At 35.6% G+C, this 21,623-nt stretch carries 18 protein-coding genes; 7 read left to right on the forward strand and 11 right to left on the reverse strand.

Annotated elements, in window-relative coordinates; translation table 11 throughout:
* Nucleotides 1–2,646: a carboxypeptidase regulatory-like domain-containing protein gene (locus WG904_RS13090; RefSeq protein WP_339579771.1), complete on the forward strand. Its 2,646-nt coding sequence runs from the start codon at nt 1–3 to the stop codon at nt 2,644–2,646.
* A gap of 38 nt (nt 2,647–2,684) precedes the next feature.
* Here WG904_RS13090 and WG904_RS13095 read toward each other — a convergent pair whose 3' ends face one another.
* The 5 genes from WG904_RS13095 to WG904_RS13115 form a co-directional block, all read right to left on the reverse strand.
* Nucleotides 2,685–4,193: a M56 family metallopeptidase gene (locus WG904_RS13095; RefSeq protein ID WP_339579772.1), complete on the reverse strand. Its 1,509-nt coding sequence runs from the start codon at nt 4,191–4,193 to the stop codon at nt 2,685–2,687.
* Between the two features lie 7 nt (nt 4,194–4,200).
* Nucleotides 4,201–4,563: a BlaI/MecI/CopY family transcriptional regulator gene (locus WG904_RS13100; RefSeq protein ID WP_339579773.1), complete on the reverse strand. Its 363-nt coding sequence runs from the start codon at nt 4,561–4,563 to the stop codon at nt 4,201–4,203.
* A gap of 67 nt (nt 4,564–4,630) precedes the next feature.
* Nucleotides 4,631–5,131 carry a hypothetical protein gene (locus tag WG904_RS13105; protein WP_339579774.1) on the reverse strand — a complete coding sequence of 167 codons (501 nt, stop codon included), beginning with the start codon at nt 5,129–5,131 and terminating at the stop codon, nt 4,631–4,633.
* A 78-nt stretch (nt 5,132–5,209) separates the two neighbouring features.
* Nucleotides 5,210–5,725, reverse strand: coding sequence for a hypothetical protein (locus tag WG904_RS13110; protein ID WP_339579775.1), 516 nt, complete (start codon nt 5,723–5,725; stop codon nt 5,210–5,212).
* Between the two features lie 17 nt (nt 5,726–5,742).
* Nucleotides 5,743–7,128 (reverse strand): dicarboxylate/amino acid:cation symporter, encoded by a 1,386-nt coding sequence (locus tag WG904_RS13115; RefSeq protein WP_339579776.1) that lies wholly within the window; start codon nt 7,126–7,128, stop codon nt 5,743–5,745.
* Between the two features lie 147 nt (nt 7,129–7,275).
* On the opposite strand from WG904_RS13115, the gene WG904_RS13120 reads away from it, so the two are divergent.
* Genes WG904_RS13120 through WG904_RS13130 form a run of 3 tightly spaced genes read left to right on the forward strand, consistent with a single transcriptional unit; the run spans nt 7,276 to nt 8,924 of the window.
* Complete coding sequence (locus WG904_RS13120) at nt 7,276–7,773, forward strand: RNA polymerase sigma factor (RefSeq protein WP_339579777.1); 498 nt, start codon at nt 7,276–7,278, stop codon at nt 7,771–7,773.
* Nucleotides 7,760–8,356, forward strand: coding sequence for a hypothetical protein (locus WG904_RS13125; protein WP_339579778.1), 597 nt, complete (start codon nt 7,760–7,762; stop codon nt 8,354–8,356). The genes WG904_RS13120 and WG904_RS13125 overlap by 14 nt, the downstream gene beginning before the upstream one ends.
* Nucleotides 8,357–8,387: 31 nt before the next feature.
* The gene (locus WG904_RS13130) at nt 8,388–8,924 is read left to right on the forward strand and encodes a DUF922 domain-containing protein (RefSeq protein WP_339579779.1); all 537 of its coding nucleotides are present in this window, start codon (nt 8,388–8,390) and stop codon (nt 8,922–8,924) included.
* A gap of 9 nt (nt 8,925–8,933) precedes the next feature.
* On the opposite strand, the gene WG904_RS13135 is transcribed toward WG904_RS13130, so the two are convergent.
* The 5 genes from WG904_RS13135 to WG904_RS13155 form a co-directional block, all read right to left on the reverse strand.
* A complete protein-coding gene (locus WG904_RS13135) occupies nt 8,934–9,542 on the reverse strand; it encodes a hypothetical protein (RefSeq protein WP_339579780.1) in 609 nt (202 codons plus the stop codon).
* Between the two features lie 22 nt (nt 9,543–9,564).
* Nucleotides 9,565–11,469 (reverse strand): beta-N-acetylhexosaminidase, encoded by a 1,905-nt coding sequence (locus WG904_RS13140; RefSeq protein ID WP_339579781.1) that lies wholly within the window; start codon nt 11,467–11,469, stop codon nt 9,565–9,567.
* A 319-nt stretch (nt 11,470–11,788) separates the two neighbouring features.
* Nucleotides 11,789–12,757, reverse strand: a complete 969-nt coding sequence (gene trxB / locus WG904_RS13145) for a thioredoxin-disulfide reductase (protein WP_339579782.1) — start codon at nt 12,755–12,757, stop codon at nt 11,789–11,791.
* Nucleotides 12,758–12,840: 83 nt separating this feature from the next.
* On the reverse strand, nt 12,841–14,535 hold the full coding sequence (locus WG904_RS13150) for a membrane dipeptidase (protein WP_339579783.1): 1,695 nt from the start codon (nt 14,533–14,535) through the stop codon (nt 12,841–12,843).
* 17 nt (nt 14,536–14,552) lie between these two features.
* Nucleotides 14,553–16,181, reverse strand: a complete 1,629-nt coding sequence (locus WG904_RS13155) for an acyl-CoA carboxylase subunit beta (RefSeq protein WP_339579784.1) — start codon at nt 16,179–16,181, stop codon at nt 14,553–14,555.
* A 198-nt stretch (nt 16,182–16,379) separates the two neighbouring features.
* On the opposite strand from WG904_RS13155, the gene WG904_RS13160 reads away from it, so the two are divergent.
* The 3 genes from WG904_RS13160 (at nt 16,380) to WG904_RS13170 (ending at nt 19,589) form a co-directional block, all read left to right on the forward strand.
* Nucleotides 16,380–17,090, forward strand: a complete 711-nt coding sequence (locus WG904_RS13160; protein WP_339579785.1) for a hypothetical protein — start codon at nt 16,380–16,382, stop codon at nt 17,088–17,090.
* 100 nt (nt 17,091–17,190) lie between these two features.
* Nucleotides 17,191–18,432: a YaiO family outer membrane beta-barrel protein gene (locus tag WG904_RS13165; RefSeq protein ID WP_339579786.1), complete on the forward strand. Its 1,242-nt coding sequence runs from the start codon at nt 17,191–17,193 to the stop codon at nt 18,430–18,432.
* A gap of 62 nt (nt 18,433–18,494) precedes the next feature.
* Complete coding sequence (locus WG904_RS13170) at nt 18,495–19,589, forward strand: hypothetical protein (RefSeq protein ID WP_339579787.1); 1,095 nt, start codon at nt 18,495–18,497, stop codon at nt 19,587–19,589.
* Here the strand turns inward: WG904_RS13170 and WG904_RS13175 are convergent.
* Complete coding sequence (locus WG904_RS13175; protein WP_339579788.1) at nt 19,586–21,622, reverse strand: LTA synthase family protein; 2,037 nt, start codon at nt 21,620–21,622, stop codon at nt 19,586–19,588. The two genes, WG904_RS13170 and WG904_RS13175, sit on opposite strands and share 4 nt — an antisense overlap.
* Nucleotide 21,623: the final 1 nt, after the last annotated feature.

Here is a 21,623-nt window from a genome sequence, read left to right on the forward strand (position 1 = left end):
ATGAAAACGCTATATATACTAACAGTACTATTCCTTTTCCTTGGGATAACATCCGTCTTTGCGCAAAATAAGCTGAAAGGAAAAGTAAAGGATACCAAGGGAGCGCCTATTGCGTCTGCCAATATTAACTTAAAAGACAAAGAAGGAAATATTTTAAGCTTTACCCGTACCAACGATAAAGGTGAATATACGCTTTCTTTAACAGACGAGGTTAAAAATTTATCGTTAGAAGCTACAACAATTGGATTTGCCAAAAAAACCATCACCATTACCGAACTAAATAAAAGCTACGACCTGGTTTTAGAAGACGACCAAATTAACTTAAAAACCGTTGTAGTGAAGAATCGACCTTCTCTAACTGCCAATGGCGATACTTTAAATTACAAAACATCCGATTTTGCCGACAAACAAGATCGAAGTATCGGCGATGTATTGAAAAAAATGCCAGGAATTGAAGTCGGAGAAGATGGGAAAATAAGTTATAATGGCAAGGGAATTTCGGCTTTATATCAGGATGGAGATAATCTATTAGACGATAAATACAGTATTGGAACCAAAAGCATTCCGCATGATGCAGTAGATAAGGTGCAAGTAATAGAAAAAGACCAACCCATTAAAATGCTTCGAAAAAACAACATGAGCGACGATGTTGCTTTAAACTTAGTTTTTAAAGATGAGGCCAGGTTAAAGGTAATGGGCGATATCAAAGCAGGAATTGGCACCCCCGATCGATTCGACGGTAATGCCAATGCCATGATGTTTAAAAAGAAAGTAAAATTCATTAATAACATTAAAGGAAATAACATTGGGATAGATCCAGGAATGGAACTAACCTCATTTAATATGATGCAGTCGGACAATAGTAGGCCAAGTGGATTCTTATCAGCCGGAGCAGCAGGTGTACCTACTTTACCTCAGCGAAGAACCCTATTTAACAAAGCTGGACAGGCAAATCTAAATAATTTATACAATTTCAATAAAGACGTTCAAGCAAAAGTAAATTTTGCCTATTTATACGACCAACGTAACCAAATGTATAGTAAATTCTCAGAAACATACTTATCGGGGCAAACGATTACCTATAACGAACTTCAAGAAAATGCAATTAATCCACAAAAATTGCAAGGTAAGCTTAACTTGATTTCAAATGCAGAGACACATTATTTTAACAACACCTTTACGGTTAACTTTAACCCTATTAGAACCAGTTCTAACGTAATAACAAATGGAATTGCCGCTAACCAGTGGTTAAAACAAGACCCTTTCGATATATCTAATGAGATGAGTTATCGAAAAAAACTAAAATCCGACAATACATTTAACTTCTACTCCATTTTCACTAGAACTACAGCTCCAGAACTACTGAATATCAATCCCGGTTTAAACGAAGCCATTTTAAACAATGGAAAGCCATTTGCGGGTTTAAATCAATATGTAAAACTTCCAACTTGGTATACCAATAATTATACTTCATTTGGAGTAATAAAAGGCAATTTTGTTCAAACCTATAGAATTGGCTTTAATATCCAACACCAAAACCTCAATTCGGAATTATATCGTATACAAAACGATCAAACTACTGAGTTGATTTCGCAGAACATGACTAATGATCTAGATTGGCTTAGAACTAAGGTGTATACAGATGCAACTTATGAATACAATTCTGGAAAATTTAAAAGCAGCTTAGGATTACCTGTGAGTTATAATTTAATTAGATACGAAGATCAATCGAAAACTTTAAATCAAACCCTAAACAAAGTTTTTATTAACCCTTCGTTAAATCTTAAATATCAAACAGGTCCAGAAAATTATATTTCGGCAAGTTATAATTACAATAACGAAATAGGTGGCCTCGACGATGTATATCAAGGCACAATTTTAAAGAACTACCGCTCACTTTTTTCTAATAACGCCCCAATTTCGGAGCGTAAAACGCAAGGCCTTGGAGGAGCATTTAATTTTCGTAAAGCCATGCAAATGTTCTTTTTTAATGCAGGTATAAATTATTCAAAAACTACTCTTAATACTATTTCTTCGTTTACATTGAGCAATAACATACAACAACGTATTGTTTTACCTTACGAAAATGACGTGAAAAGCTTAAGTGTAACCGCGAATGCCAGCAAGTATCTTTTTAGCTTAAGAAGCACCATTAATGCTGGGGTAAGCTTTACTAAAAGTACATTTGAGCAGTTACAAAATAATCAATTATTACCTTTTACTGCCCAAATAAAGAGCTTTAAGGGAGGGATAGATTCGAAAATAACGAATTACTTAAACTGGTCGTATACCGGAACGCTTTCGGCAAGCACCAACACAACCACTAATGGAATTAAAAACAACAACCAACAGTTAAGACAACAATCGTCTATTACTGCTACCGCATTTAAAAGTGTATTTTTTACGCTAGCTGCAGAACATATTTTTACGCATCAAACTACGCAGCCCGATTTAAAATACTTGTTTGCCGATTTTAATGCAAGATATAGATTTGTTAAGCTTAAAACAGATTTGGAATTTGGTGTAACCAATTTAGCGAATATCAAGAAATTTGAAGCCAATTATCTTTCTGCAAACTCTTTTTCATCCGGAACTTATACCATTCCTGGAAGAGTAGCCATGATGAAAGCGACGTTTAATTTTTAGTTGCAACCCACAACAAAACCCCTTAAGCCGTAAAAAGTTTAAGGGGTTTTTTCAACGATTAAAGTCCCAGGAATTCGATTAGTTGCTTTTACGACAACCGATTTTATATCCTCAGCTTTGATCTTTTGAAGGTCTTCATGACGAATTGGCTTTCCATTAACGATATAAATAGGACTACCAATCAATGTTCTAGTGCTATCTTTAACATTATCCATTTTAGAACGATAACCTACTACAACAATTTCGTTTAATTTTGTTTCATCTTGATTTGGCAAAGGATTTCCAGTTTTTCTTAAAGTAATGCTAATATTTTCTACTTTGGGAGCTCCTGTTCTTCTTTTAGAAATAGAGTCTGGAGTATAAGAAATTGCTTCAGAACCTAACTTCACTCCTCTCATTACACCTTTAAACGAAGATATAATTTGATCATTCCTCCTAAATCTTTCCAACTCAAGCAAATCTGTGGTTGCGCGAGGTGTATCCGCTAACGCTGAACTCAAATTAACGATGTAGCGAATATTCATTACCGTGTCTCTTTTTAACTTATACGATAGTTTTAGATTAGATTTTCGTTTAGTGATAGACTTTACCACGGGAGGCTCGATTTTAACATCGGCCGGCTCACTAAACAGACTTACATGATCTAATGCTTTGGTTAAGGGTAATAATTGCTTACTTACTTCCTTTTTATTTACGGTAAAAGCCAGTGTAGTAATTAATAAAACTGGTAGTATTAATGCATAAATAATTAATTTTTTTGGTGATGAACGTTTTGCATTCATCATTTTTATCCGTTTTTTTAAATCCGATATGTTAAAATTATTAACCAGGGCTACACTAGCTTGCAAATTACCTACTCCTAATAAACTATACTGATACGCCTTCTTATCCATACCTTTTTTTACAATTTTAGCATCGGTAATAAATTCGATGTTCTCTTTTATTGCACGTTTCATTAACCAAACACCTGGGTTAAACCAATAAAAAACAACACTAATTTCGGCTAAAATAATATCTAGGGTATGCCATTCTTTCACATGAATTTGTTCGTGTGCTAAAATGGTATCCAATTCACTCGCCGAGTGGATAGCTGGATTAACATACACCGTTTGCCAAAATGAAAATGGACTCACTTTACCATTTAAAATTCGAACATTAAGATTACGAATAGCACCTGGTGTAGAACGTTGATGTACACGATATAACGATGCAAATTGAGCAGTTAAACGAATAGCCATAACAGCTACACCTAAATAAAAGAGCACCATCACAATTTCCCAGTAGTTGATAATTGCATAATTATCAATCAATTTATTCACATCAATTGTGGGTACCAAAGCCACAACATTCGGATTTAGCTGCTCTTGTCGATTAAAAAATTCCGTTAAATTAATAAAGGGGTAAATGGTTGAAAAAATTATTCCAACAGCTAAAAAGGCTCGATTTACAGTATAAAAAGTTAATCGACGTAAAACAAGATAATAGGCTGCAGCAAAAAGCAACAACACCAAGTTTATTTTAAATAGCATTAAGATTACCTCTGGCATGGCGATTCTATTTTTCTGGATTCTCGATCAAATTGATAATTTCTTTTAGTTCTTCAGCACTTATCTTTTTGTCTTTTGCAAAAAAAGCAACTAATTCCTTATACGAACTCTGAAAATAACTGTTTACAAAACCAGTCATAAACCGTTTTTTATACTCTGTTTCCTTAACTTTTGCGCTATAACGATAGGCATTTGCAAATTTTTCGCTCTTTAAAAACCCTTTACGTTCTAAGTTCTTAATGGTTGATGCTAGGGTAGTGTATGGAGGTGCAGGATCTGGCATTACGTCCATAAAATCCTTTATAAATCCCTTTCCAACTTGCCAAACGGCAAGCATTGCTTCTTCTTCTTGTAGTGTTAACTTATCCATATTTACGATTGTATCGTAAATTTACGATACTTGCGTTATAAAAACAAATAAATTAACGCGCCATTTATTATCTATGATATCTTCCTTCTGCCTCATCGATAGCCTGTTGCACTAGGGTAATGATTTGCATAGCAGAATCTAATAAAAGTGGATTTTCATCAAAATCACTATATACAGTAATTTTTTTCGATTTCTCTTTATAGTTAAATTGAAGTTCGTAAAAAGATGCTTTTGAATTCGGCTTCTTCTCTCCTATTTTATTTGGTAAATTCCAAAATCCTAATTCATTAATTCGATTATGAAGAAAAATAATCTCATTTGAACGTAGCTTAACCTGTGTTCTAATTAACGAATCGCTATTATTAAGGTAAGTATAAATGCCGTTTGCAGATGAATAGGTATTTTGTAGGCTATCAACAGTGCCCCATTTTAAGGAAAAAGATTCGAAATTAGCCACTGGATAAGGCGCTCTTTTTAAACCGATCACATAATAACCAACCACCGAAGTGATTACAATTACCGCAAGGGTTGCGATTAAAGAAAAATTCTTTTTTAATTCTTTTGTCATCCGATGAATAGTTGCATCATGTTAACCTCATTCGATGAGCAATTTGAAATCGGTTATGCTCATCGGACAAGGGAATTATCAATTGGCTAATTTATTCTGTTTTTCTTCTGCATCAATAAGGGTTTGCTCTATTATTTTTTGCATTTGTACAGCCGCATCTTTCATTCGTGGATTTCCATCAAAATCAGACAAGTAGGTTACTACTTTAGATTTTTTTTGATAGTTAAATTCCATGTAATAACGCACCGCTTTTGAAGATTTTAAATCTTCCTCATTATTGGCTACAATGGATGGTAAATTCCAAAATCCCTGCTCATCGGCGTTGCTATCTAAAAACTTTTTATCCCTCTCGCTCAATTTTACGTGCTTTATTATTAACGAATCTTTATCATCAAGATATTTATACTCGCCTGTTACCGAATTGTACGAATTTTCTAGGGTATTTCCTACTCCCCATTTGTAGGTGATGGAAACAAACTCTTTCGCCTTAAAGGGTGCGTTTCGTATAATGGGTGCGTAATAAATAATACTATAAATTAATAATGGAACCACTACCGTGAAAAAAATAAATAACTTCTTTCCTCTATCCGTCATATCAATATAATTTTAAATTAATCTAACGGTCCAGTTAGTTCGCCTTCCCATTTACTTACTACTGCTGTGGCAATGCTATTCCCGATTACGTTAGTTGCCGATCTTCCCATATCTAAAAGTGGATCGATGCCGATTAATAAGGCTAAACCCGCCTCTGGAATATTAAAGGTAGCAATTGTACCTGCTATTACCACCAAAGATGCTCTGGGAACGCCCGCGATGCCCTTGCTAGTTAACATCAAAATCAGTAACATGGTAATTTGCTGTTCAAAAGAAAGATGAATGCCATAGCATTGTGCTATGAATAGTGAAGCAAAGGTCATATACAGCATCGAGCCATCTAAGTTAAATGAATATCCTAAAGGCAGTACAAAACTCACAATCTTATCTTTACAACCGAAACGTTCTAACTGCAACATGGTACGTGGATATGCGGCTTCACTACTTGCTGTACTAAAAGCAAGCATTATTGGTTCTTTCATTCTGTTCATTAAGTTAAAGACTCTTTTTTTCAAAATGGTATAGCCAATCATAATCAACAAAATCCACAGAATAAGCATACTCGAATAAAACTCTCCTATAAACAAGGCATAGGTAGACATTACGCTTATTCCTTGTTTGGCAACAATGGCGGCCATTGCGCCAAATACTGCGAAAGGAGCAAAATTCATCACATATCCTGTAACTTTTAAAATAATATGCGCTACCGAATCAAAAAATTCGATTACTACTTTACCTTTTTCACCAATAGCTGCTGTTGCTACGCCAAAAAATAAGGAGAACACTACAATTTGCAAGATTTCGTTTGTAGCCATGGCTTCTGCAAAGCTTTTTGGCACAATATGAGCGATAAAATCTTTTACAGAAAGTGCAGTCGCTTTAATTCCTGTGTCTGTATGGCTGCTTGGTAAGGGCAAATTCATGGCTTCGCCCGGTTTAAATAAATTTACCATTAGCATCCCTAATAAGAGCGACATTAATGAGGCGCTAATGAACCACAACATGGTTTTCCCACCAATGCGACCTACTGCTTTGATGTCACCCACTTTAGCAACACCTACCACTAGTGTGGTAAATACCAAGGGGGCAACAATCATTTTGATTAACCGCAGAAAAATATCACTTAATAAGGTAAAAGGCTCTAAACCTTTTTCTCTTGTTTTCTCATTATCTTTACGAATGGCTACTTGAGCAGCTTTTTCGTTCTTTAGTGCTGCATATGCGGCTACAGTGGTGTCGCCCAAATTACTCATCTGGAGTTCAATCTTTTTTACTTGTACATCAGCCGAAGTAATGGATTCGTTATTTTTATTGAACGTATTGATATTTAGATAATACCCTACGCCAACACCAAGGATCAGTGCAATAAAAATAAAAAGTGTAAGTCTGTTCTTATTTGACATTTCTGCAGTTTAAGTTTTGATATAGATTGTAAAACTACAATAATTAAATTATTCTATAAACAATGTTGATAAAGCGTTAAAATTTTACATACTTTGCCGTAACAAAAGATAGAGATACGCATCTAAATTTTATCTAAATAGCGAAAATTGAACCAGAAAGACGTTTTATTTAAAGAAATATTTGATAAAAATTCTAAGAAGATTTTTCACTTATGCTATGGTTATACTGGCGATAAAGACTCGGCAAATGATCTTTTACAGGAAACTTTTTTAAAAGTTTGGCAAAATCTAGATAAGTTTAGAAATAAGTCGCTCATTTCTACTTGGATTTATCGCATTGCTGTTAATACCTGTTTAACCTATTTACGTTCCGAAAAAAGACAGGCAAAGGATGAGTTAACGGAGAATATCATAGAGAATAAGATCGAAGAATATTCTGAGAAAAATGAGCAAGTTGCACTCTTGTATACATCGATCTCTAAATTAGAAGAAAATGACCGTTTAATTATTACCATGGTATTGGATGAATTACCCTATAATGAAATTGCAGATATATCTGGAATTAGTGAGGGGAATTTAAGGGTTAAAATTCATCGTATTAAACAAAAATTAACCGAATTATACAATCAACATGCAAGAATTTGATCATATAGAAGCCCTTTGGGCTACGCATACGGTTGATGTAAAAATATCTTCCGACGAAATGCTTAAACAAGCAAAGAAGGAGGTGAATAACATACGCACCAAATCGCTATTAAACATTTTCGGCATGGCTCTTTCCTTTATAGCCGTGGCTTGTTTATGGTTGTTCAACTTCGAATCGTGGACAACACATGCCGGCATTACCATTATCGTGTTGGCGATTGCAGTATATACCATAATTTTATATAACAACTATCGCATCATCGCAAAGAGCGATTTTACAGTCAACCCCAATGAATTTATTAGCCAGCTAAAATTATATCAGCTCAATCGACATAGTCTTTACAACCGACTTTATTGGTTTTATGCCATTGCATTATCCTTAGGTATACTCCTATACTTCTTCGAATTATCGACCCATCTTAGCCTTTATACTCAAATTGCTTTTATTGGTTTAAGCTTTGGCTGGATGATTTTTTGTGCTACCTTGGTGCGTAAAGCAGTAATTAAAAAAGACAAAGAACGAATTGCTTTGTTAATCGAAAAATTTGAACGCATTAGTGGGCAATTTAAGGAGCATAAATAATTTATTGGCATGGCTTTCGTTGTAGTTAGCGATGATGAAAGTCTTATTCTTAATTGCAATCTTTTTTTCTGTTTTTACCACGCAGGAAAATACTGTTCTTCCAGAGCAAATTTCTTGGCGAAGGCATTTTTTGGCAGCGCCTGATGAACATTCTTCTTATTTTGCCTCCACTTCAACTCAATGGCATTACAGCTACAGTGCTACAATAAGGGGAAATGATTTACATATTGATTTCAAATTTTCTGCCGGGGTAGACCCCAATACTTCGTGGGTAAAGTTAAATCGACTTAGAGGTGCTGAAAGTAAACGAAAACTGCTTAATCATGAACAAGGCCATGTGAACATTAATTTCTTGCTATTGAAAGATGGAGAGCAAAAAGTAAGATTTCAGCACTATACTGTTAGAAATTATAAAAAAGCAATCCAAGAAAATGCAAACAAAGTGAGTGCATATTACAACGCTATGCAAACCCGTTACGACAAGGAGACCAAGCATGGATCGGATGATGCAAATCAGGCACGTTGGGATCAGCTTATTGATGAACAGTTGAGAAGGTTTATTAAATAGTTGGTACTACTAAGGCTTAACCTCCTTAGTCGAAAAACTATCTCCGCTCAGCTTATACTCGAGTGTTTTAACTAAAGTTGAGCTTTTCCCATTTTCTGTTAGTACTATAGGTACTGATCTAAACAACTCTCCATTTTTTACAAAAAAGGTGTCATTTCCCTGAAATCCTTTCTTAAGATTGCTATTTAATCCAGGAAAACTAATTTTATTGAAACTGTTATTGCTAAACTCGTACACATAAATGTCGTTCACATTTTTGCGTACTACATACTGAAGGTAAAGTTCTGGATTTCCATCGTTATCTAAATCCATATTCCAGGCATCAGTAAGTATACCTTTACGTTCTAAAGCGATAGATTTGTAATTATTTTTTAATGAATCAGACATCAGTAATAAATAGCCCCCCAACGTATCTACCCCTTTACCCCAGCTCAATATTTCGAAATGAAGACCGGGCTTAATTTCTATGTTCTTATAAAATGGAAAGGGATTTACCGATTTTTCTTTAACCACTTCTGGTTTGGCAACTGTTGTTGGCTCGTTGCTACTACAGGCTACAAAAACTAAAACAGGTAATGCAAATAATCCAACTTTAATCGCGTTTTTGATGTTCATCATTTTATTATTTTATCATTAATGTTTACCTGGTTTTTACCTCAACTGCTCCATTAGTATATACTGTTTCAACCACTACACTTCTTCTTCCACTCGGTGCGATCACAATCGTTTTGAGGATTTTCTTTTGTCCTTTCGGTACATTTATTTTTATGGGTAAAGTGTACTCCGTAGCATTTTCTGACGGACGGTAATTGTCTAATGTGTAGAAAATTTTAGCTCCTAGTATTGGCGCTTTAAGTTCGATGGTAAAATTCTCGCCTGATTGGGGTTTATCGGGCTGACCAATCGCAGTTGGAACCCAATAATTGGTTGCAGTTTTATCTAATCGAGCTAAATGTAAAGGGGCACGCTCTTCTGAAAAGTTCTTAAAATCTTTATTTGAAAGCTTGGTCCAAGCAATTTCTGATAAAGAAAGCAGTCTAGGTAATAGCATAAATTCTGCTTTTGCAGGAGTTTCGATATATTCTGTCCAAATGTTTGCCTGTACACCCAAAATATATTTTTGTTGATCAGCTGATAATTCTTTTGGGACCGGATCGTAAGCATAAACTTTAGCATAAGATGATAAACCACCAATGGTAAGCGGCTCGTCGGCCGAAGAAGATTGTTTATGATCAAAATAAAGTCCTGCAGAGCCTGGGGTCATAATCACATCATGACTTTGCTTCGCTGCTTCAATTCCACCTGCCTCACCTCTCCAGCTCATCACCGTTGCATTCGGCGCTAAACCACCTTCCAAAATCTCGTCCCAGCCAATAATCGATCTTCCTTTTTCATTAATGTATTTTTCCATCCTTTGGATGAAATAACTTTGCAGGCCATGCTCATCCTTTAGGTTATTATCTTTAATAAACTGTTGGCAAAACGCAGATTCCTTCCAGTATGTTTTCGGACATTCATCACCTCCTATATGGATGTATTTTGAGGGGAAAAGTGGAAGAACTTCGTCAATTACATCCTGTAAAAATTTGAAGGTGTTCTCTGTCGGAACAAAAACATCGTCGAATACTCCCCAGGTTTGTTGCACTTGCTTTCCCTTTCTACTGCCAGACCATGGTGTTTTTTCATTGATAAATGTATCACGTTCAGGAAAGCAACTTAACTCTGGATATGCAGCTATTGCGGCTGAAGCATGACCAGGCATTTCGATTTCTGGCACTACATTGATGTATTTTGAAGCTGCATAAGCTACTACTTGCTTAATCTCTTCTTGGGTGTAATACCCTTTATAGATTTCGTTATCTGTACCTCCAGTACCTGGATAATTACCTACAATAGTTCCATTTCTACTTCCCCCAACACTTGTTAATTTTGGGTATTTTTTAATTTCAATTCTCCAACCTTGATCATCCGTTAAATGCCAATGAAAAGTATTTAATTTATAGGTAGCCAAAAGATCGATGTACTTTTTCACAAAAGAAACTGGAAAAAAGTGCCTTGCTACATCGAGATGAGTTCCACGATATTTAAAACGAGGTTCGTCATTAATAACAACGGCAGGCAGTATAATTTTATCTTGTTTCTTTTCGGGCATCATTTGCATTAGTGATTGGGTTGCATAAAATAAACCAGCACCAGTGCCACTTAATTTAATTTGATTAGCCGAAATTTGGATGGTATAGCCTTCTTTTGCAAGTGATCCAGCATTTTTAGAGGTTAAAATAATTGCCTTTTGGCCTGTAGGTACCGATTTTGCCTCTCTTAATGCAAAACCACCTCTGCTTACAATAAAAGCATTTAAAAGATCTGCTGTTTTTGCATTTTCAGGTTCATTGCTAATAATTGCAACTGTTTTGTCTAGCACAAACCTTCCTTCTTTTTTAACAATGTTTAATGGGGCGGGAATAATACCCAAATTCACATCATTTTGGGCAAATATATTAACGGTACATGCTAAAGCAACAAAAAGTAATAACGATTTCTTCATTTTTTCTTGTAAGATTTGGTTAGCGTAAGATAGGGAAAAAAGGTTAAACACAAAAGCACTTTGGCTTTTTGCGTGGTGTTGACAAACCACAGAAAACGAAAATACACAGCGCACAATGAGCTAATTGTTTTAGGTTAACCGAAGGGTTCTTTTTAGATTAACCTCAAAGATGGCAAAGAGTGACGGCAATTTTACTTGGCGTTCTTTGCGAACTTTGCGGTAAAAATATGTATGCGTTTAATAAACGAAGTTCCGAAAAGCATGAACTTCGTATTCAGTGTAAAACTCGGCGAACGCTGCGATCTCTGTGGTTAGAAAACTAAAACAAAACTTTTACTTCATCTGTCTTAGCTGCCAAATAACGTTCGGCATCCAAAGCAGCCATACAACCCGAACCCGCAGCGGTAACAGCCTGACGGTAATAATGATCTTGAACATCGCCGCAAGCAAACACACCTTCGATATTTGTTTTTGAAGTACCTGGAATTGTTTTTAAATACCCCGTTTCATCCATTGTTAACCAACCTTTAAAAATATCGGTATTTGGTTTATGCCCAATGGCTACAAAAAATCCTTCCACTGCTAAAGTAGATTCTACGTTAGTTTTATTGTTTTTTATCTGTAAACCCGTTACATTTTTTCCATTACCTAGCACTTCAGTCGCTTCGCTATTGTAAATAACCTCGATATTCGGTGTATTTAGCACACGGTGAACCATTGCTTTACTTGCTCTAAATTCGTCTCTACGCACTAACATATATACTTTTTTACAAAGCTTGGCTAAATAGGTTGCTTCTTCAGCAGCGGTATCTCCAGCACCCACGATGGCTACATCTTGCCCTTTAAAAAAGAAACCATCACAAACTGCACAGGCCGAAACGCCAAATCCATTGTACTGTTGTTCGCTAGGTAAACCTAACCATTTTGCTGTGGCACCCGTAGCAATAATGACGGTATCGGCAGTAATGGTTTTAATCTCATCAACCACCACTTTATGCGGTAATGCAGAAAAATCAACTGAACTTACGTAGCCAAAACGGATCTGCGTGCCAAATCGCTCTGCTTGTTTTCTAAAGTCTTCCATCATCTCTGGACCCATAATGCCATTTGGATAGCCTGGAAAATTATCTACATCAGTAGTTTGGGTTAATTGCCCCCCCATTTCCATACCCGTATACATTACAGGTTTTAAATCGGCTCGAGCAGCATAAATGGCCGCTGTATAGCCAGCTGGACCAGACCCTATAATTAAGCACTCTACGTGTTCTATTTCTTGTTCGTTCGACATTATTTTATAATTAATATACAAATTTAAGCTTTAACTTGTAAAGGCCAAAGTGATAAACATAAAAGATGAGAATAGGGAGATAATTAGTGTTGAGCCTTGAGCAAACGCAAAAAATTACCGCCAAGGATCTTTTCAATATCCGCTTGTTGGTAACCCCTATCTACTAAGGCTTGAGTAATTTTTGGATAGTCTGCAACGCCATTTATTCCTGCTGGGAAAGATTCAGCACCATCAAAATCGGCCCCTAAGCCAACATGATCAGCTCCAATTAGCTTTATAATATAATCAATATGATCTACAATTACCGATACTGGAGTGCGAATAGCCTCCGATTCTGCCTTATGTAACGAAATTAAAGTATCAATTGCATCACTTCTCCCATACTTTTGGGTTAATTTTTTTAACTCCAAATCATATTTTGTTAAGAACACTTTTTGCCTTGTTTTATAAGCAGAATCTAAAAATCCATTATAAAAATTCAATGAAATTACCCCTCCATTTTTACCTATCGCCTTAATTTGATCGTCTTTCAAATTTCTTGGAACGGGGTTTAATGCATACACACAACTGTGTGATACCAATACTGGTTTAGTGGTAACTTTTATGGCATCATAAAATGTACGCTCTCCAACGTGGGATAAATCTACCAATACCCCAAGTTTATTTAACCGGGTCACAACCTTTTTTCCAAAATCGTTTAATCCTGCCCTTTCCGGCTTTACCTTACCAGATGTTTCTTCAGCAGCCGAACTTGCCCAAGGCGTACTATTATTCCACGTTAAGGTAAGATAGCTCATCCCTCTTTTAGCCAATTGATCTAGGTTATCGAGATTATTTTCGATCATGTGACCGCCCTCTACCCCTATCATTGCAGCTAATTTTTTTTCTTCAACAGCTTGCATCAATTCCGTATAATTTCGAACTAAGGTTATTTGCTTAGGATAACGTTTTATTAAGCTATATAACGAGTCGATCTCGCGGTTGGCTACTGCATATCCTCCGGTTTCATCGCACCAAATCGAAAAAACCTGCACATCAAGTCCCCCTTGTTTTGCTCTTGGTAAATCGAAATTGCCCGTTGCTTGAGGTTTGCCAATATCAATTCCAGATTTGATTTGGTTAAATAAGATATCACCGTGTGTATCTACTACAATTGCATTTTCGTGAATTAAAGTAGTTTTAATAGCTTTTTTCTTGTCTTTTTTTGATGTAGTTAATTGCTTAACTCCTTTTATATACGTTTCTTTCACCTTTCCTTTATCGTACAGCCATTCTCCATCTCTCTCACCTGCAAAATAGCTCCCCGAAATAATGGGTTTACCTTTTCTACTATATTGCCCAGTATAGCCATGTTTCACGTCATTCACATAGGTGGTTATGCTCATAATCTTTCCATCAGGATAGAACATAATCCATCTCCCACTTTTTTTTCCATCAATAAAAGAACCTTTTCCTGATATAAATCGCTCTTTATCTTTTACCACGAAATTGGTAAAATTAGTGTTATTAAAAGCCGAAATACTTGAATAGTAAACAAATGCGCCGTGCGGTACTGTTAATTTTTCATCTTTATACGTACCGGTAGTGAGAAGATTATTTCCTAAATCAAATATCTTCAAGGCATACAATTCTTCCCCACTCAGTTTCCCATATACACCATATGAATTTGCTTGGGTAGAATCGGAAACAACAGTTTGACCATTAAAATAAATAGGTTTATATTGCCCAAATGCAAGCAGACTCACACTTGACAAAACAATTAAAAAAAACAACTTCATAGCCTTAAAAATAAGGTTTAAGTTTGAATTATACCAACATTAAATGCTTTTTTAATGGGCGATTGATTAGCTGCCTCTATGCCCATAGCGATTACTTTACGTGTTTCTGTTGGATTTATTATCCCATCTACCCATAACCTGGATGCTGCGTAATAGGGGGTAGTTTGACTGTTGTATCGATTCGTAATCTCTTTTAATAGTTCGGCTTCTTTTTCGGGCGTAATGGTTTCGCCTTTTGCTTTTAACGAGGCCTCTTGAATTTGCAAAAGTACTTTTGCAGCCTGTGCACCACCCATTACCGCAATTTTAGCACTTGGCCATGCATAGATTAACCGTGGATCGTAGGCTTTGCCACACATGGCGTAGTTACCTGCCCCATAGGAATTGCCAATAATAATCGTAAATTTTGGCACTACAGAATTCGCCATGGCATTCACCATTTTAGCTCCATCTTTAATAATCCCACCCTGCTCAGAGCGACTACCCACCATAAAACCTGTTACATCTTGTAAAAACACCAACGGAATTTTCTTCTGATTACAATTCATGATAAATCTGCTCGCTTTATCCGCACTATCTGAATAAATAACACCGCCAAACTGCATCTCTCCTTTTTTAGATTTTACTACCTTGCGTTGGTTAGCAACTATCCCCACTGCCCATCCATCAATTCTGGCCAAACCACAAATAATGCTCTGGCCGTAAAGCGCTTTATACTCTTCAAGCTCGCTATTATCAACTAAGCGTTCGATAATATCCCGCATTTCATATTGCTTTTCTCTGTTATCGGGCAGAATACCGTATAACTCCTCTATATTTTTTTTTGGCAAGGCCGATTTAATCCGATCGAAACCAGCATTTTGAGGTGCCCCAAGCATGCCCATAATTTTTTTGATACTATCTAAACAGGCCTGGTCATTGGGATGTTTATAATCCGTAACGCCAGATATTTCGCAATGCGTAGTTGCTCCACCAAGTGTTTCGTTATCGATATCTTCGCCAATGGCCGATTTTACCAAATAAGAACCTGCTAAAAAAACAGAGCCCGTTCCTTCCACAATCATCGCTTCATCGCTCATGATCGGTAAATAGGCTCCACCTGCAACACAGGAGCCCATAATGGCCGAAATTTGTACAATGCCATCGGCAGACATATGTGCATTATTCCTGAACATACGTCCGAAATGCTCTTTGTCTGGAAAAATTTCGTCCTGCATCGGTAGATAAACGCCAGCACTATCTACCAAATAGATAACAGGCAATCTATTTTCCATGGCTATTTCTTGTGCCCGCAAATTTTTCTTTGCCGTCATCGGAAACCATGCGCCTGCTTTCACAGTTGCATCGTTTGCAACAATCATGCACTGCCGGCCACTTACATAACCAATGCCACACACCACACCGGCACTAGGGCAACCTCCTTGTTCGGCATACATATCTTCTGCAGCAAATGCCCCAACTTCTAACCATTCGCTATCTTTGTCGGTTAGATAGGCAATACGTTCTCTAGCTAAAAGCTTCCCTTTTTCCTTTTGCTTCGCTGCATTTTTCTCACCCCCACCTAAATATATTTTCTTCAATCTGGTTTTTAATTCGTAAACCAATTGTTTATTTACATCCTCGTTTTTGTTGAATTCTATATCCATGGCAGCAAGTTAAAGGTAAAATTGTTAAAACTAAAACCTAGAATGGTATTTAGTTTTAGGAGGAAGTTTGGAACAATGAAACCGAAAATCGGGTAAACTGCAATACAGCCGATAATTCCTAGCTTTAAACTTTATGTAGGCCCAAAACTCCAAGCTCTGTACTAAACAACAATCTAACTCAAAAAACGTTATTTCAGCATGCGATACTTAACCTTCTTCCTCATTTTTAGCTTAAAAATTTGCGTAGCACAAACCTTTAGCTTCCCTAAATTTGTAAAGCAAGGTAAAACACTCGAAGCTTTAACTCCTCAAAATTGGAAAATTATTGATACGGCTTATGGTGATTTAAATAATGATAAAATAGAAGATTTGGCCTTTGTGCTCGAATATTTTTTGCCCGTATCCGAGAATAGAGCATATGGTGATAATGAAACAGAATTAATTAAGGAGTTTCAAAAACCGAGGGTTTTAGCCATTTATTTTAAGAATAAGCAAAATGGGCCTTATGTTTTTGCTACGCAAAACAACAATTTTATTTTAAGAGCAAATGAAGGAGGTATAATGGGCGATCCGCTAAAAAACATCAACATTGCTAATCAAAATCTACAATTATCTTTTCAAGGAGGAAATAATTGGCGTTGGAAGCTAGATTATGAATTTAAATACCATAATAACGAGTGGGATTTAATACGTGCCAATAACCTTTACTACCATAGCGTATCGGGCGAAATGACAGAAAAAAAATATAATTTCTTGGACAGAAAAGTCTCTTTTATTTCAGGTAATATTTTTAAGAGAAATGCTGTCGACAACCAAACAGAAGAAATTCTTTATTTCAGCGGTTTAAGAACATTTGCGACGTTTAAGAAGCCATGGACCTGGGAGATTACGAAGGATAACTTTTTGTAGATTTACAGGTATTCTTCACCTTAAGAACAAATTTGATAAGGATCAAACAAAACAATAAGTTTTTTATACCTTTAAGTTTAACTTTCATATTGAAGAATTTATGCACTTTTCAAAAAAAGTTCTCTTATTTTCATTTTTAACTTTTGGTATATTTCAGCACCTCAATGCACAAACGAGCGACGATTTGTTTAGCGCTGCCAGAAAAAAAGCTTTCGACGAAAAAAACTATCCCAGCGCTATAGTTCTTGCTAAAACAGCCTTGGAAAAATCTCCTGATTATACCGAAATCCGGGTTTTCTTAGGCAGGTTATATACTTGGAGCAATAAAACTGATAGCGCAAGGGCAGAATTTGCTACAGTTATTGCAAAACAACCTACTTATGATGATGCTTTTGTGGCCTATGGAAATTTAGAATTCTGGGAAAATAACACAAAGAAAGCACTTGAAATTACAAATGAGGGTTTAAAGTATACTCCACAATCTGAATCACTTAAATTGCTAAAAGCAAAACTATTAACCGATTTGAAAGAATGGAAAAACGCTGAGCTCATTATTAATGATGTGGTAAAAAATAATCCAAAACAAACTGAAGCAAGAGCCTTGGCGACTAGGATTAGAGAGAATAGTGCCGCAAATAAATTTGGGATAAATTACGATTATATTTATTTTGATAAGCAATTTAAAGATCCATGGCATTTACTTAGCGCAGATTATGGCAGGCAAACTAATATTGGTCCAATTACCGGGCGACTTAACTACGCTAATCGCTTTAATGGAAACGGGATTCAATTCGAAGTAGATGCCTATCCGCGCTTGTCTAATACTTTTCAAGCTTATGTAAATATAGGTTATTCGCCAGATTTAGGGATTTTTCCAAGGTATCGCGCTGGCTTTTCTTTGTATGCCAATTTAAATTCAGGGTTTGAACTGGAAGGTGGTTTTAGGTTGTTACACTTTAGTGAAAACACTTGGCTTTACACGGCATCATTAGGAAAATATTATAAAAACTTTTGGTTTAACATTCGAACCTATATCAGCTCACCTACAAACGCCATTTCGCAGTCTTTTTCGCTAAATGCCAGATATTATTTTGGTGGAGCAGATGATTATTTTAGTTTTGGATTAAGTTCTGGTCTGTCTCCGGACGAACAGAGAAATAATGTCTTAGTACGTGCAACAACCTACAAATTAAAATCGAACGGCTTGTCGCTAGGTTATCGCAAATCCTTTAAGACTTTTAATATTCTGAGTATTAAAGCATCACTAGAAAATCAAGAATACCTTACCGATACAAAAGGAAATCAGCTTGGCTTAGGCATAGGGTATCTTAGAAGATTCTAATCTATATGATTATCAAAAAAATAAAAATTAGTATAGGGATAGTTATTTTTATACCTATAATTATGTGGATAATTTGGTTAGTTAGCCCACATCAAAAACTTGTAATTGCCATTATAGACAAAACTGTTCTTGATCGGAAAGGGCAAGAACACATTTCATTGAGTTGGATTTTAAACTATAATAAGTACACAAAAAATAATAAAGAATCTTACCAGATTGCTAGAGACTATTTTGGGTTCTTTCCGAAAGACGACCAAAAATTTCGCCTTCGAGGGTTAGAAAGGTTTTCTTCGCCACAACTTAATAATTTAAGTGAAGATGCAGATCTTGCTTACTTTACAGACACCTATGGCATTTATAAACAAGAGTGGTATCAACAAAAAACAACGCAAAGGAGTTCAGGAATATTGTATGGCGGACTGAGCAATCAAGATCTCGATTTTTTAAAATTAATGAAGAAAAAGAACAAATTGATAATTACTGAATTTAATACCATTGGTTCGCCCACACCTTCCGATATCAGAGGCCAATTCGAGACGTTATTTGGAATGAAATGGAGTGGGTGGACAGCTAGATATTTTAATAGTTTAGATACCGTTGTTAACAAAGAACTTCCGGTGTGGATGGTTAAAAATTATAAAACAATCAATCAAAACAGATGGCCATTCAAAAAAGCAGGAGTAGTATTTGTAAGTGATAAAGACCAGGTGGTTGTTCTTGAAGATTCTACTCATCTTAATGATGCAATGCCCTATATTATAAGCACTTCCGATGGTCAACAACAATTCGGCCTTCCAGAAAAAATAAAATATCCTTTTTGGTTCGATATTATTTTACCCGAAGGGCAAACAAATAAAGTAGTGGCTAAATTTAGTTTGAGCTTAAAGTCGCAAGGCATTGCTGAACTTAAACGTTATGGCATTCCCCCATCCTTTCCAGCTGTGCTTCATCAAAATGAAGCGCAACCCAAATTTTATTATTTTTCTGGTGATTTTTGCGACAACCCTATTTCGCTAACGAGTTCCTATTTTAAAGGAATAGGATTTTTTAAATTTCTATTTTATGATACAGAAGATCCAATGGAAAGAAAAAGCTTCTTTTGGAAATTTTACAAACCATTAATTACTAATATTTTAGAAAAAGAAAAAAATAATTAATGCAATTTATATTTCTTAACGATGCTATCTGGCAACAATTTTCCACCTTTCGCGATTTTATCATTTCTAGTTTTAAAGGTATTAAAACCATTTGTTAACTGATTTAATCGGTCTTTATCCTCAATTGGGGTTTCATCCATGTTAACATTTAGTTTAAATAATTGATTTTCATTAAGATGATATTCTCCCTGAACAAAATCGACCATAGCAGTTTTTGTTTGAATAAGTGGATACCTATGTATATTCCTAAAACTTCTGGATGTATCTAATCCATCGCCCAGCCAGCTTGAACCGGATGGCATTTTAATTTTTAAATTCTCTTTTAAGAATGCGAGTATGCTTGGTGTAATGTCGAAATGAGTGGATACCGATTCCATTTGTGCCGTCCGTTTTAACAATGGGGAGTAAATAATTAGAGGCACGTGAAAACGATCAATTTTACTTCGCAAAGGAATTTCTCCCATCCGGTGATCACCGGTGATGATAAAAATGGTGTTTGTATAATCCGATCTTTTTTGATAAGCCTTGAAGAAATTTCTAAGTGATTCATCAGCATACATAATGCTTGAATATTGGCGTTCAAAATTTCTATGTGCACTTTTTTTTGTTTCATCAAAACCAAGAAAATCCATTCTTTGTTCAAAAGCATGGATATATTTATCTTGGTTGTTAATTAAAAAAGGATCATGTGTGGCAACGGTTAAAATTACACTGATTTCAGGCTTTTGATTAGCAACTGGTAGCGTATTCGTTAAATAGTAAGAAAAAATCTGATCGTCGGCATAGCCCCAAGAAAATCCATTTCCTTTAGCAGGGAGTTTGTGATAATTAGATGGAATAGTATTTAGGTCTCTAATTTCGTCTACTAAATTCTTCTTTAAAAAAAAATTCATATTGTCAAATCTCGCATCACCACCATAGTAGAATGAGCTATGGTATCCGTTACTTTTTAACACACTATACAGCGAAAGGTGCGCTGGCATAGAGTCTCCCATTTCCAAAATCCCATTTTTTCCAAATGGCAATGATCCCAATATTGATGGTAAAGCACCAAAAGTTCGCCCCCCGTTACTCAAGAAGTTTTTCCAATACAAACTTTTTCCAGAAAGTGAATCTAAAAATGGAGTGAAATTACCCAAATAAGCTCCTTCATTCGTAAAGGCTCTGCCAAGGCCTTCAATTAATAAAATAACCACGTTGGGTGAAGATTTAATTGGCTTAAAAAATGGGGATAACACATCTGGAGTTTCGTTTGTATGATAAAAAGGGTAGGCATCCTCATTTGGGTAAACGAAAACGGTTGATGATCTTTCATCTCCCTCATACTGCTGTATATAGCTATCAGCATAAATATCGGTCTCGGAGGTTGAGGGCCAAAAATAATTTAGGGTTGAGGTTAGAAAATAATCAGCTTTATTAATCGCAAGATTACTATCATATTCATTCTTAAGGCTTAAAAAATGAACAGATGCAAAAACATTCGTTCCTACTGCAATTAATGCAAAAAGAGGTATCAAAAATGCAGCCATTAACCCAACCTTAATTCTTTTTGGAAAGAAAAATAAACCAATCCAAAATATTAACATCAGCAAAATCATACTTAAAATTGGAACAATACTTAAGCCGGAAGATGCACCTACTGTAGTTTTAATATCAGCAATGGAGTACCCGAATAAATCGGCGCCCAGCGGTAGCAATGAGGTATTAAAATAATTAACCAATAGAAATTGGATTATCGAAAAAAGAAAAAGAAGGATACTGGTTACCAATGTGGCTAACTTTGGCTTTACAAAATATAAGATTGTAAATAAAGGAAAAATAAATCCATAGATTTTTAGCCAGAATAAAATGTTATTCCAAAACGCAATGGCTAAAAATTTTAAAATCGACTCGGGAAAGGTTCTAGTAAAACCATTAAATAACAATTCAAATCCTGTAATCAGAAATAAAATAATTAACCAAGCCAACATTAATTGCAACAATAATTTTATCGCTTCAAAAATTTTCGGCTTAATTTTATCGGTATTTATCATA

It is taken from the genome of Pedobacter anseongensis (assembly GCF_037482965.1).
In the GTDB taxonomy this organism is placed as follows: Bacteria; Bacteroidota; Bacteroidia; order Sphingobacteriales; family Sphingobacteriaceae; genus Pedobacter; species Pedobacter anseongensis.